This is a genomic window from Acidicapsa dinghuensis, assembly GCF_025685685.1.
Classification (GTDB): Bacteria; Acidobacteriota; Terriglobia; order Terriglobales; family Acidobacteriaceae; genus Acidicapsa; species Acidicapsa dinghuensis.
On sequence record NZ_JAGSYH010000005.1, the window covers coordinates 22721 to 35328 of the forward strand.

The 12608-nt window shown below is 57.3% G+C and carries 12 protein-coding genes; 4 read left to right on the forward strand and 8 right to left on the reverse strand.

Features of this window, described 5'->3' with window-relative positions:
• Positions 1–38 precede the first annotated feature (38 nt).
• Genes atpA through OHL22_RS15040 form a run of 4 tightly spaced genes read right to left on the reverse strand, consistent with a single transcriptional unit; the run spans position 39 to position 3379 of the window.
• Complete coding sequence (atpA, locus tag OHL22_RS15025; RefSeq protein WP_263338989.1) at positions 39–1586, reverse strand: F0F1 ATP synthase subunit alpha; 1548 nt, start codon at positions 1584–1586, stop codon at positions 39–41.
• Between the two features lie 34 nt (positions 1587–1620).
• Complete coding sequence (atpH, locus tag OHL22_RS15030) at positions 1621–2169, reverse strand: ATP synthase F1 subunit delta (RefSeq protein ID WP_263338991.1); 549 nt, start codon at positions 2167–2169, stop codon at positions 1621–1623.
• Positions 2166–2924, reverse strand: a complete 759-nt coding sequence (locus OHL22_RS15035) for an ATP synthase F0 subunit B (protein ID WP_263338993.1) — start codon at positions 2922–2924, stop codon at positions 2166–2168. The genes atpH and OHL22_RS15035 overlap by 4 nt, the downstream gene beginning before the upstream one ends.
• Positions 2921–3379, reverse strand: coding sequence for an ATP synthase F0 subunit B (locus OHL22_RS15040; RefSeq protein ID WP_263338995.1), 459 nt, complete (start codon positions 3377–3379; stop codon positions 2921–2923). Before OHL22_RS15040 ends, OHL22_RS15035 begins: the two co-directional genes overlap by 4 nt.
• Positions 3380–3716: 337 nt before the next feature.
• Between OHL22_RS15040 and OHL22_RS15045 the strand changes: the two genes are divergently transcribed.
• Positions 3717–4154, forward strand: a complete 438-nt coding sequence (locus OHL22_RS15045) for a hypothetical protein (protein WP_263338997.1) — start codon at positions 3717–3719, stop codon at positions 4152–4154.
• 15 nt (positions 4155–4169) lie between these two features.
• On the opposite strand, the gene hflX is transcribed toward OHL22_RS15045, so the two are convergent.
• Positions 4170–5636 carry a GTPase HflX gene (hflX, locus tag OHL22_RS15050; RefSeq protein WP_263338999.1) on the reverse strand — a complete coding sequence of 489 codons (1467 nt, stop codon included), beginning with the start codon at positions 5634–5636 and terminating at the stop codon, positions 4170–4172.
• 46 nt (positions 5637–5682) lie between these two features.
• Positions 5683–6000: an RNA chaperone Hfq gene (hfq, locus tag OHL22_RS15055; RefSeq protein ID WP_263339001.1), complete on the reverse strand. Its 318-nt coding sequence runs from the start codon at positions 5998–6000 to the stop codon at positions 5683–5685.
• A 415-nt stretch (positions 6001–6415) separates the two neighbouring features.
• Between hfq and OHL22_RS15060 the strand changes: the two genes are divergently transcribed.
• Positions 6416–7618: a DegT/DnrJ/EryC1/StrS family aminotransferase gene (locus tag OHL22_RS15060; protein ID WP_263339003.1), complete on the forward strand. Its 1203-nt coding sequence runs from the start codon at positions 6416–6418 to the stop codon at positions 7616–7618.
• On the opposite strand, the gene OHL22_RS15065 is transcribed toward OHL22_RS15060, so the two are convergent.
• Both OHL22_RS15065 and OHL22_RS15070 read right to left on the reverse strand, forming a co-directional pair.
• Positions 7615–9855: a glycoside hydrolase family 3 N-terminal domain-containing protein gene (locus OHL22_RS15065; protein WP_263339005.1), complete on the reverse strand. Its 2241-nt coding sequence runs from the start codon at positions 9853–9855 to the stop codon at positions 7615–7617. The two genes, OHL22_RS15060 and OHL22_RS15065, sit on opposite strands and share 4 nt — an antisense overlap.
• A gap of 157 nt (positions 9856–10012) precedes the next feature.
• Entirely contained in the window at positions 10013–10900 is an 888-nt protein-coding gene (locus tag OHL22_RS15070) for an aldo/keto reductase (protein ID WP_263339007.1), read from the reverse strand.
• Between the two features lie 285 nt (positions 10901–11185).
• On the opposite strand from OHL22_RS15070, the gene OHL22_RS15075 reads away from it, so the two are divergent.
• Together OHL22_RS15075 and OHL22_RS15080 are read left to right on the forward strand one after the other, a co-directional pair.
• Positions 11186–11419 carry a hypothetical protein gene (locus tag OHL22_RS15075; RefSeq protein WP_263339009.1) on the forward strand — a complete coding sequence of 78 codons (234 nt, stop codon included), beginning with the start codon at positions 11186–11188 and terminating at the stop codon, positions 11417–11419.
• Positions 11420–11548: 129 nt separating this feature from the next.
• On the forward strand, positions 11549–12607 hold the full coding sequence (locus OHL22_RS15080; protein ID WP_263339011.1) for an MBOAT family O-acyltransferase: 1059 nt from the start codon (positions 11549–11551) through the stop codon (positions 12605–12607).
• Position 12608: the final 1 nt, after the last annotated feature.

A 12608-nucleotide genomic window follows, 5' to 3' on the forward strand; every position in this document is an offset into this window, starting at 1 on the left:
GAGAGTAATAGTGCTACTCACACCTGCACACTTGTTTCTTAAGCTTTGGCTGTGGCTTCCTGATTCGCTTTCAGCGTTTCCTGGAAGGTTGCTGAGTATTCTTTGAGTGCAGCGTGTAGCTTGTTTTTAACGTCGTCATCGAGCTGGCGCTTCTGAGTCAGCTCATCCACGAGCGCGCTCTGCGCGGTCGCCATGTAGTTGTATAGACCGTCCTCGTAGGCGCGAATCTCGGAAACCTGGAAGGGATCGAGGTAGCCCTGTGTACCGGCGAAGAGGATGACAACCTGCTGCTGCCACGTGAGCGGCTGGAACTGCGGCTGCTTCAGAAGCTCAGTGAGGCGCTGGCCGCGGCTGAGCTGCTTCTGAGTCAGTGGATCGAGGTCCGAGCCGAACTGGGCGAAGGCTGCGAGCTCGCGGTACTGCGCAAGATCGAGCTTGAGCGTGGAACCAACCTGCTTGGTTGCCTTGATGGCCGCTGAGAATCCTACGCGGCTAACTGAGAGACCGACGTTGACTGCGGGGCGGACGCCCGAGTTGAAAAGGTCGGTTTCGAGGAAGATCTGGCCATCAGTGATGGAGATGACGTTGGTTGGGATGTATGCCGAGACATCGCCTGCCTGTGTTTCAACGATGGGCAGGGCGGTGAGCGATCCGCCGCCCTTCTTATCGCTCAGCTTGGACGAGCGCTCGAGCAGGCGGGAGTGGAGATAGAAAACATCACCCGGATACGCTTCGCGACCTGGCGGACGGCGGAGCAGCAGCGAAATTTCGCGGTAGGCCATTGCATGCTTGGAGAGATCGTCATAGATCACCAGCGCGTGACGACCCGAGTCGCGGAAGTATTCGCCGATGGCGGTCGCGGTATAGGGAGCCAGATACAGGAGCGGCGCAGGTTCGGAAGCCGATGCTGCCACGATGATGGTGTGGCCCATCGCGCCTGCGTCGGTGAGTGTCTGCACGACCTGCGCGATCGACGAACGCTTCTGGCCAATGGCACAGTAGATGCAGATGAGGTCATTCTTGGCGTTGTTGATAATGGTGTCGAGCGCGACAGCGGTTTTGCCGGTCTGGCGGTCGCCGATGATGAGCTCGCGCTGGCCGCGGCCAATCGGAATCATCGAGTCGATGGCCTTGATGCCGGTAGCCATGGGCTGCTTCACCGGCTGGCGGTCAATGATGCCGGGAGCGAGACGTTCAACGGGGAGGGTATCTTTGGTGGCGATGGGGCCTTTGCCGTCGATAGGCTCGCCGAGCCCGTTGACGACGCGCCCGATCATGGCATCGCCTACAGGCACGCTGAGAATCTTGCCGGTGCGCTTGACCTCGTTGCCTTCGCGAAGCTCGGTGAAGTCGCCAAGCAGCACCGCGCCGACCTGGTCCTCTTCAAGGCTCAGAGCGAGTCCTGCGATGCCATGCGGAAAGGACAACAGTTCGCCGGCCATGACTTTGTCGAGGCCATGCAGGCGGGCTATACCATCACCGAGCGAGATGATGGAGCCAACCTCGTCGACCCGCACCTTGGAGTCGTAATTTGCGATCTGCTCGCGGAGAATCTGCGAAATCTCGTCTGCTCTAATCTGCGCCATACTCAAGCTTCCTGTTCTGTCCGAAAAACTTCCGTTAGTTGCTCAACTCTTCCCGTAGCCGCTCGAAGCGCCCTGCGACCGAGCCGTCATATACGGTGGAACCAATCTTGACCACGACCCCACCGAGGATCGACTTATCCAAAGTGAAGGTGGGATCTACTTTGCCGTGGACCAGCTTGCCGATCTTCTCAACGAGAGCGGCCTTGTCGTCAGCATTCAATTCGCGGGCGGTGACGATTTCCGCGTGGTGAATACCGAGCCGTTCCTGCAGTTCCTTGTGATACTCGGCGACAATCTCATGCACTGCGGTGATGCGGTCGTGCTCAATCAGCACGGCAAGAAAATTGCGCACGTGCGGAGCGAAATGGAGCTTCGCTTTCAGCGCATCGACCACAGCTACTTTCTGCACGACGGGCACCGAAGGATCGCCGAAAACTTCACGCAGCTCCGGGCTCTCGTCCCATGCGGCGAGGAAGGCGTTCAACTGCTTTTCGACGGCTGCTGCTCCTCCGGTTTCGTTCTCACCAAACTGACCAACAACATCGGCAAATGCGCGGGCGTAACGGGCAGCAAAAACGCTCATGCGTGCTCTCCCTTCCCGTGCGAACCGCGATGGCTTCCGGCAACGTCACTAGCAAATTCGGCGAAGAGCGCCCGGTCGGTGGCTTCATCCACCGTCATGCGACTCAGGGCGCGGTCCACCGCGATGTTGGCAGCGAACTGCTTCAGGCCGCGCTGCGCCTGAGCTGCGGCGGCGGCAATTTCGTGCTCGGCACCACGAACGACGCGTGATGTCTCTTCCTCAAGCTGAGCTTTGCTGCGCGCCTCATCGGCGACCATCTCTTCTGCAACCTGCTTGCGAATTTGGGCAATCTCGGCGTCGAGACCGGCGAGCTTGGCTTCTACCGCTTTGAGACGATCACCGGCGTCGGCGGTTCGGGCCTTGGCCTGATCGAGCTCAAAGCTAAGTTTTGCCCGGCGCTCGCGCAGAATTTTAGGGAGGATGCGGTAGAGCGGAATTCCGATGAAAAGCAGGATAACGATGAAATTGGTGTACTCGAAGGCCGTCGCTGCCGTCTCCACATCCATATGGAGGGTCTTGGCGAGCCACTGGACGGTGGCTGAGTGCCGGAATTGATCGGTCTCTGCCGCTTCTTCCTGCTTAACCGCCTGACGCTCCTGCTTGAAGAAGCTTCCCTGGCTCTTTGGTGTGGATTGAGCCTGGGGTTGTGCTTCCTGCGCAAAGACAGCGCGGCTTGCGCTTGGAAGAGCGAAGATGAGCGATCCGAAGACCAGGCAAACAGCAATTTTTATGGAGAATAGCTTACGAAAACTCAACGGGAACCCCCGGCAGCCGCCGGCATGACTGCATGCAGAACTTGATCGGCCAGTTGATCGACGCTGGCTGCGATGGAGCTGCGCGCCTGATCGGCCTCGGCATCGATAGAGAGCCGTGCTTCGAGAACTCGCTGAACAGCTGCATTCCGTGCGGCCTCGACTGCCGTTTCACGCTCCTGAGCCCATTGCTTCAGCCGCTGCTCGCGGAGACGGAAAACCTCGGCACGCGCATGGCGGAGCTTACTCTCGTAATCAGCTGCGCGCTGGGCAGCGGCGGCGACGGCCTTGTCCGCTTCTTCGATGGCGCCTGTCGTACGGGCACGCCGCTCCTTCAGTGCTTTGCTAAGCGGGCCGTGAACCAGCACCTGATAGCAGATCACCAACAAAATAAAGAGGATAAGTGTCGGCGTAGAGGAAAGAAACAAATCGCCGAGTTGTCCTAGAATCGCTTGCATATCGGCAGGTTCGCCAGTTTCTCAGGGTTGTGCGCCGTTTGCGCAGGAACACTCTTTTGTATCAGGGCGTGAGCCCTGCGTCAACGTAACGGCAAGGTTGAAATGGGACGGATCGGGCGAGGAAAAACCTTTACCGGATCCGATGATGAAGGCCTGAAAGAATTCTGTTGCAACGGAGGAGAACGGGCTTACACTTAGCGTATCACCTCGACCCGGTTCAGGGTCCAGCGGGCTGCGATCCTTGGGGAAGCATCTCCACTCCCCTTGGATTGCAGCCTACCTTAGTTTTGGGCTTCCGATGGCATCGCCGGCGGCAAAAAGCCGGCAGGAGATTCGGATGTATCCCTGGCGCCGCTTGACTCAATTCGGAATGCTCGCAGTTGCAGTCGCTGTCCTGGCTCAGAATCCGTTACCCGGTCCGCGAGCAAGTGGCGTCGGGGGAGGCTCTGGCTCCAAGCCGATCGTCATTCAAGGTTCAGGAACGGCCTTAGCCGGCACACCGCCGCGCAACAGTGGTGGGATCGGATACACCCCTTTCACAACCGATTTGACGATGTTTATCGACGATCCTCGACGCGAAAAGCTTGCCTTGTATTTCACGGCGGAGTTCCAGAAGAAAAACGTTGCGGATACCGATCGGCTGGTCACGCTGGCGACGGAGGTATGTATTGCCTCGAAAAAGACGGGAAACATGCCTACTTCAGAAGAAATGAAGAAGGTCGAACTGATCGAGAGGCTTGCCCGGAGGGTTCGCGAACGGCTTACTACGCCCTGAGTCTCAAATGATCGCTTAGTGTACGTCGAGTTTCGCAATTCCCTGGCGAATGCGTCCCACCAGGGACGCAGGGCCACGAACTGATAGATGCACCCGATCCCCTTCAAACGCACGCTGATGGATGATCATGCCTGCTTCGATCGCGGCGAGCGCGGCGCCTGCGGATTGCGGCACAATCAGATCCGCATCAACCAGAGGATCGGCAACGAGGGCTTCATCGATCGTACGTAGTAACGCCTCCAGCCCCTCGCCGGTTCTGGCTGAAACCTGTATCCGCCCGCGAACTGCCAGAGCTTCCTGCTCCTCTGCTGGCAGCAGGTCGATCTTGTTCATCACTTCGATGCGCGGCTTATCGAGTACTTCAAGCTCGCCAAGTACTTTTTCAACCTGCAATTTCTGCTCTTCCGCATAGGTGGAGGAAGCATCGCGTATGTGAAGCAGAACCTCGGCGCGTTCGACCTCTTCCAGCGTGGCTCGGAAGCTGGTGACGAGAGTGTGGGGTAGATTGCGAATGAATCCGACGGTATCGGAAAGCAGGATCTTACGGCGGCTGGGCAACTCCAGCGTACGCAGCTTGGGGTCGAGTGTGGCGAACATGCGGGACGAGGCAAGCACGCCTGCTCCGGTAAGGCGATTGAAGAGTGTGCTTTTGCCCGCATTGGTGTAGCCCACGAGTGCGACCGTGGGAACAGGCACTGCTTCACGACGCTGGCGCTGCTGGCGCCGGATGCGGCGCACTTTTTCAAGCTCTTCGCGCAGATGCACGAGACGGCGCTGAATGCGGCGTCTGTCGGTTTCAAGCTGCGTTTCGCCAGGACCACGGGTGCCGATGCCACCGCCTAGCTGCGACATCGCTTTGCCGCGTCCGGTGAGGCGAGGAAGCATGTACTCAAGCTGCGCTAATTCGACCTGCAACTGACCTTCGCGAGTGCGGGCGTGACGGGCAAATATGTCGAGGATGAGCTGCGTGCGATCAAGGACGCGGCATGGCAGCAGGTTTTCGAGATTTCGCAACTGAGTCGGGCTTAGATCGCGGTCAAAGATGACCAGATCTGCGTTATTGGCCGCGACGATGCCGGTGATCTCCTCAACTTTACCTGCGCCGATTAGTGTTGCCGGATCGGGCCGGGATCGCCGCTGGATCAATTGCGCAACGACACTCGCTCCGGCGCTCTCTACCAGTTCACGGAATTCTGCGAGGGAGGCATCAGGCGTCAGGCCAGTATCAAAATCGATCGATTCTCCGGAGGAAAGCGGGCGGGAAGACTGGGTGTCTGTTTCGTTGAAGTTTTCGGCTTGAATCAGAGCTGCGGCGCGGGCACTTTCGGCGCTCGGTCTGCGCGCGGCAGGGCGAGCTGAGATGTTCACACCGACGAGCACGGCGCGTTCGCCGTTGTCAGCGCGTTCAATGGCCCAGTACGCCTGCTTTTCGCCCGACGCGGAAACAGAGAATGAAGCGAAGCTGTCAGCTGCTTCGCCCATTGCCTCTACTTCGCCAGAGTGCTTCTTACGATTACGAATAGCTTGCCTATGAATGACTGACAGGGCTGGCCGGAGCAGCCGCTGGCGGAGCCGCGGTTGCATTGGCTGTGCCTGCAGCCGGCGCGTTCACACGATAGTCGGGCGCGTGCATAACGCTGCGATTGCTGACTACCGTTGAAATCGCGTGTTTGAAGATCAGTTGTTCCTGGCTGTTGTTTTCCAACAGAACGGAATACTTATCGAATGAGCGAATCTTTCCGGTCAATTTAACGCCGCTGACCAGGTAGATAGTGATGGGTGTCTTGTCCTTGCGGACCGTGTTCAGGAATGTGTCCTGAATATTTTGTGCCGGCTTGTTCTCCATATGCCGATCTCCCACTTCCTTTGATCAATTTCTGTTCTTTCACCCTGAAGCCAATCCGGCAGCCAAACTGCACCTTGCCTGCTCAGGACCCGCGATGAAAAAGTGCGGAACCCGCATAGCACCAGACTTATCCTGCACTGCCCTGGACCGGCCAACTCTGGTTGCTCAAACGGTAACTGAAGCTAGAGTCAATTTGACTTTTACACCAGTCTCCGAAATCTACCCTTCTCACTATAGGCGCTGCAACCACAATTCAACAATCCCTGTGCGATTTGAAGCCCGAATCGGGCCTCCGTACTGTATCAACGTCCGTTCATTAGCCTGATCCTAAGTAGACCCGTCACAGCATGATTCGTTTCAAAACTATCTCTGCGTGCCAAGCCTAAATTTGTGCTGGGTTGATAAACTAGCAAACGTGGCTAATACAGAAACAGCCCAACCATTCATGGCTGCTCCAACTACGCATCCTGCCTTGCCCGCAGTTCCAATGCTCGATCTTGAGCGTCAATACGCTCCGATTCGGGATGAAATTATCGCCGCGCTTGCCGAGGTAGTGGATAGCCGGCAATTCATTCTAGGCGATTTCGTCTCTCGATTTGAGCAGGAAGCCTGCCAGCACCTCGGGATACGACACGCAGTTGGTTGTGCGTCAGGAACGGACGCCCTGTGGCTTGCTCTAGCTGCGGTTCGAATTCAGGATCAGGCCGTTATCACCACTCCTTTCAGCTTTTTTGCTTCCGTCAGCAGTATTTTGCGCGCCGGGGGCAAGCCCATGCTGTGCGATATTGACCCGGTCAGCTTCAATCTTGATGCGACGCAGGTAAAAAAGGTGCTTGGCAACGCACCGGAACATTCAGTTGCAGCAATCCTTCCTGTGCATCTTTACGGGCAGTGTGTTGCGTGGGAAAACTTCACGCAGCTCGCGAAGGAGTTTGGACTGGCTCTGGTGGAGGATGCCGCGCAGGCCTGGGGCGCGAGCCGAGGCGACATCAAAGCCGGCGGTCTTGGAGACATTGCGGCATTCAGCTTTTACCCGACCAAGAACCTGAATGCGGCGGGCGATGCGGGCACAGTTACTACCAACAATCCTGAGCTTGCCGAGCGCACGCGGATGCTGCGCCAGCACGGCATGCGGGAGCGCTACCACCACGATGAGTTGGGCTGGAATGCGCGGATGGATGGATTCCAAGGGGCTGTGCTCAGCGTGCACCTACGGTACATTGAACAGCGCAATGCGCTCAGACGAGAAGCGGCGCAGCGATATCACAAACTGTTTGCCAACGCTGGACTTGCCGAGAATCGTGTCTATCCCGAGCAGGGAGTGGTGTTACCGCAGGAGATCGGGGGCGGCAGGCATATCTGGCATCAGTATGTCATCCGCACGGCGCGCCGGGATGCATTGAGGGATTTTCTGACGGCGCAGCGGGTCGGCTCGGAGATTTACTACCCGGTTCCTCTGCACAGACAGAAGGCACTGGAGTTTCTTGGCTATGAGGACGGCGCGTTTCCAGAGGCGGAACGGGCAGCGCGCGAGGTATTGGCGCTGCCGATTTTTCCGGAGATTCGCGCAGACGAGCAGGAGCGGGTTGTAAGGGCGGTTGCCGAGTTCCTGAGCTAATGCTTCAGAACGAACTTAGTCGTCAGTTGAGCCTGCGAGTCACCGCCCGCCCACAATGTGTAAAAACCGGGCTCGACAACCCACTTCCCTTCTGCGTTCCAGATTTCAAGCTCGTGTATGGGAATGGTGAAGTGGACGGTGCGGGTCTCGTGCGGAGCGAGATGGATGCGCTCAAAGCCCTTTAACGACCGCTCGGGCGTTTCTACGCTGCTCGTATCCTGTCGAAGGTAAAGCTGCGCGACTTCATCGCCGGCACGATCTCCGGAGTTGGTTACATCCACACTGACCTCTACGCCTCCCCGAGTTCCAGGCGTGGGCGGCTGAGCCGTTAAGTTGGCAAAGCTGAAGGCGGTATAGCTGAGTCCGTATCCGAAAGGAAAGAGCGGCTTGCCGTCATCATCGACGTACTTTCGAACGCGCGTTGGATCGGCGTTGTAGAAGTCAGGTAGCTGGCCGGTACTCCTGGGGAAGGTTATGGTCAGCTTGCCGCCGGGATTGTTGTCTCCGAATAGGGTTTCGGCGACAGCGCGACCACCAAACTCACCGGGATACCATGCTTCGAGAATCGCCGGGATGTGCTCTTTAGCCCAGCCGATAGTGAGTGGGCGGCCGTTTTCAAGAACCAGGACGATAGGTTTTCCGGTGGCAGCGACCGCTTCGAGTAACTGTTCCTGCTTGCCGGGAAGATCAAGGTTCGAGCGATCAAAGCCCTCGCCGGAAATTCCCTGCCGCTCACCGAGCGCCAGAATTGCCACATCGGCAGACTTCGCTTGTGCAACTGCAGCGGCGATATCGTCGCCATTGCTGAAGGTGACGGACGCCGATGGCAGCAAGGTACGGACACCTTGCAAAATGCTGATGCGCTCGCCGTTTGATTCGCGTTCGTAGTCGCCGTAGCGAGCTACGTCGCCATTCGGACCGATGACCGCGATGTGCCGTGTCGACTTCGAAAGCGGCAACAGGCCGCCTTCATTCTTGAGTAACGTCATCGATTCACGTGCGGACTCAAGCGAAACATCGAGATGGGCCTGCGAACGATGCACGCTGCTATTGAGCGCCGGAGCGACGTAAGGATGGTCGAAGAGTCCGAGCTCGAACTTGACACGCAATACGGCGCGCACCGCGTAGTCGAGGTCCGACTCGGGGATCGACTCATCGTGGACACAATCGATCAGGGCCTGCTGATAGACATCGTGATGGAAATCGTAGAACTGCATATCGACGCCGGAGCGATTGGCAAGACAAACAGCATCTTTCGGCGTCGCGGCAACATGGTGTGCGTTGTAGAGACGCTCGATCGCGCCCAGATCGGAAAGGACGAAGCCTTTGAATCCCCACTCTTTGCGCAGGATAGTTTCGAAGAGCAGAGGATCGGCTGTTACGGGAATGCCATCGATCTCGTGATAAGCAGCCATCACGCTCATGGCGTGCCCTTCGCGGAAGGCCGGCTCAAAGGACTTGAGCATGACCATGCGCAGCTCGCGCTCACCGATGTGAACGGGCGAGGTGTTGGTGCCACCCTCGGGCGAACCGTGTCCGGCGAAGTGCTTGGGCTCGGCTACTACGGAATGATCTGTGTTCAGCGTGGTACCCTGCGCTCCACGAACGTACGCAAGCCCCAACTGCCCTGTCAGGTACGGGTCTTCGCCAAAGTCCTCTTCGACGCGGCCCCAGCGGGGTTCACGGGCAAGATCGAGCACCGGAGCGAGGATCATGTCCACGCCGGTCGCGCGTGCCTCGGATGCGATGCCTTCCGCGGTCTTGCGGGCAATTTCCGGGTTCCACGTAGCGGCGAGGCCGATCGGCGCTGGATATACGGTGCCGGTGTCGAAACCGTGCAAGCCCTCTTCGATGAACATCGCCGGGATGCCGAGGCGGTTGTGTGAGATAACCCATTTCTGGATGGTGTTTGCCTGATCCGGCGTGGGATTCAGATCATGAATCGCGCCCACGCCTAGACTGCCCCACAGAGCTTCGGCCTTTTCGGGAAGAAACACTGCGTCGGCTGTGGCATGTGTTTCGTCGGAGTGTTTGTCGACTATCGCCGTGGCGCCAGAGTACATGTCGAGCTGGCGCACCTTCTCTTCCAGCGTCATGCGGCGTACCAGATCGGAGACACGCTCCTCTATTGGGGCGTCGGCGTGACGGTAAAGCGCATCCTGCGGCGCGTCGGAGTGAACTGCGGCCTCTACCTGCGGCGATAGGAGCCAGCACAGCGATACCGCCGCAACTGACACGGCAAAAGGATGGTATCGATTCCATCGGAAATTTCTGGGAATGTGAGCGAGAGAATTTTGTTTTGTCATTGCATCCCGACCTGAACGCCGATTCGTGGAGACAAGTCCAAGGTAAGCGACAGGCCGGGGTTATAGCAACGCAATCGATTTCTACACTTCAGCCACGCAGGCTGGCAGGCGGGTGACTGACTGTGGAGAGTTCGTCGAATGAGCCTTGCGGCAACTCAAGACTAGCGGCTGCGATGTTCTCTTCGAGATGCGCTACTGATGATGTACCAGGAATAGGCAAAATCACTGGAGATCGCTTCAACAGCCACGCCAATGCCACTTGCAGCGGAGTAGCCTTGAGCTCGTCGGCTACTTTCTTGATAGCCTCGTGCGCTTCTCTTGCCTGCCCGAGCGGCGCCCAGGGCATGAAGCCAATGTTGTGCTTCTCGCAGTGGTCAATAATATAGTCCGATTCGCGATCGGCGAAGCTGTATCGGTTCTGCACCGATGCGATGGGAACGATGGCCCGCGCTCGCTCGATATGCTCGCGGGTCACATTCGACAGCGCAACGTGGCGGATCTTGCCCTGTTCCCGCATACGCGCCAGTGTTTCGACAGAAGCCTCGAAAGAAACTGCATTATCAGGTGTGTGAAGCTGATAGATATCGATATGCTCCAGGCGAAGCCGCTTCAGGCTGCCTTCAAGAGTCTCCGTCAAATGCTTGGGGCTGGCGTTGTGTGTCCATTTGCCGGGACCGGGGCGCTCCCATCCGCCTTTGGTCGCAATGACGAGACCTGCTGGATAGGGATACAGGGCTTCAGCAATCAGCTCTTCCGATGTGCCGGGACCGTAGGAATCGGCAGTGTCGATCAGATTGACACCTAGTTCGACAGCGCGGCGAAGCGTGGCAAGCGCTCCCGGCTTGTCTTCCGGAGGTCCCCAGATTCCCTTGCCTGTGATGCGCATGGCTCCGTATCCCATGCGGTTGACTGCGAGATCGCCGCCTAGAGTGAACGTACCGGCGGCGGCTGCAGAAAGACTCTGTTGCGTTGGCATAAAACGACTCCTGTTCGGTCATTAAAAATCCTGCGAAATATCTATGGACGGCACCAGACGATCCGCGAAGCTGTGTTTTAAGCCTCTTTACCGCACGGTCCAGTGTAATGAACGACGTTTACAGCGATTAAAAAGTCGGCGCGGTTATGTCAGCGAAAACACATCGTGTCTGCAGGGACACGATGTGTTTGGTACCAGCTCTTCATAAATCCTTTGTTTTCATAATGCAAGATTGGCGGTGCATGTGCATGGCTTCGGATGACGTGATGCCGTAACGGAGCCTCGATGCTGTTTCCTACTGTTGAATTTGCGCTCTTCTTTCTTATCGTGCTCATCGCCGCCTGGAGCTTGTATCGATGGCCGACTGCACATAAGGCTTTTCTGCTTCTGGCCAGCTACGTGTTCTATGGTTTCTGGGACTGGCGGTTCATTCCTCTGCTCTTTGGCATCTCTCTTTTGAGCGGGATGGTCGCCAGGGGCATCCAGTCAAGCGATACAGCGCGCAGCAGGAAATTGTGACTCACCACGGGCATAACTCTATGCCTCGCCACCCTCGGATATTACAAATACACAAGCTTTCTGCTGATAACAGTTCTCGACGTGTGGGCTCATGTTGCGCATCCACCTACGATTCATATCCCAGTACCAATGCTTCCGCTTGGCGTTTCGTTCTTTGTCTTCCACGCCATCTCTCTGATGATGGATGCTTATCGCAAAAAGCTTAAAGAGAAAGTTCGCATCGAAGATGCATTGCTCTATGTCGCTTTCTTTCCTCAACTGATCGCTGGGCCGATCCTGCGTGCATCCAGCTTTCTGCCACAGTTGAAACAGGGTCCAGATCCGCTGGCGATACGCATCGATCGCGCGATGCTGCTGATCGTAGCTGGACTCTTCAAAAAAGTTGTCATCTCCAACATCATTGCAACGCGGTTAGTGGAACCGGTCTTCGCCGCTCCTCAGGCGTATCACGGAATGGATATTCCGCTGGCTATCTACGGATATGCCGCACAGATTTACTGCGATTTTTCCGGCTATACGGATATGGCGATCGGCTGCGCAATGCTGCTTGGCTACCGTTTTCCGCGCAACTTCAACGCGCCGTATACCGCAACGAATCCGCAGGAATTCTGGAAGCGCTGGCATATCTCGCTCTCGATCTGGTTGCGCGATTACCTGTACATTCCGCTGGGCGGATCTCGCGGCTCGGTGTGGCGTACTGCTGCCAACCTGATGATCACAATGCTGCTCGGAGGCTTGTGGCATGGCGCTGCGTGGACGTTTGTCATCTGGGGTGCGTTGCATGGTGTCTATCTGGTCATTCATCGGACATGGAGAGCAATCTCATGGCAGCCTCTGGTCGAGTTCCGGGAAACAACAGCATGGCGATGGATTGCCCGGCTGCTTCTTTTCAATGCGGTCTGTATGGGATGGGTCTTCTTTCGCGCGCCATCGTTCACGATTGCGTTCACAATGCTGCACGGGCTCACCGTTCCCGGCAGATCCACCTTGGCGACGATTCCTGTGGCGCTCGCGCTTATCGCTGGGTTGGCCGGACAATTCCAACCCAAGCGCTGGCGCAGGGCCATCGAGATGGAGCTACGCTACTGGCCGGCGGCTGCCCGCGGAGCCATCTTTGCCGGAGCGGTCTTCACTGTTGAACTGCTGGGACCATCTGGCGTTGCTCCATTTATCTACTTCCGATTTTGAA

Coding starts and splice junctions, on each gene's coding strand:
- hflX (WP_263338999.1), bottom strand. CDS start 5,636: ATGGGCGAAGCAGCTGACAGCTTCGCTTCATTCTCTGTTTCCGCGTCG.
- atpA (WP_263338989.1), bottom strand. CDS start 1,586: ATGGCGCAGATTAGAGCAGACGAGATTTCGCAGATTCTCCGCGAGCAG.
- OHL22_RS15075 (WP_263339009.1), top strand. CDS start 11,186: ATGCTGTTTCCTACTGTTGAATTTGCGCTCTTCTTTCTTATCGTGCTC.
- hfq (WP_263339001.1), bottom strand. CDS start 6,000: ATGGAGAACAAGCCGGCACAAAATATTCAGGACACATTCCTGAACACG.
- OHL22_RS15040 (WP_263338995.1), bottom strand. CDS start 3,379: ATGCAAGCGATTCTAGGACAACTCGGCGATTTGTTTCTTTCCTCTACG.
- atpH (WP_263338991.1), bottom strand. CDS start 2,169: ATGAGCGTTTTTGCTGCCCGTTACGCCCGCGCATTTGCCGATGTTGTT.
- OHL22_RS15080 (WP_263339011.1), top strand. CDS start 11,549: ATGCTTCCGCTTGGCGTTTCGTTCTTTGTCTTCCACGCCATCTCTCTG.
- OHL22_RS15070 (WP_263339007.1), bottom strand. CDS start 10,900: ATGCCAACGCAACAGAGTCTTTCTGCAGCCGCCGCCGGTACGTTCACT.
- OHL22_RS15045 (WP_263338997.1), top strand. CDS start 3,717: ATGTATCCCTGGCGCCGCTTGACTCAATTCGGAATGCTCGCAGTTGCA.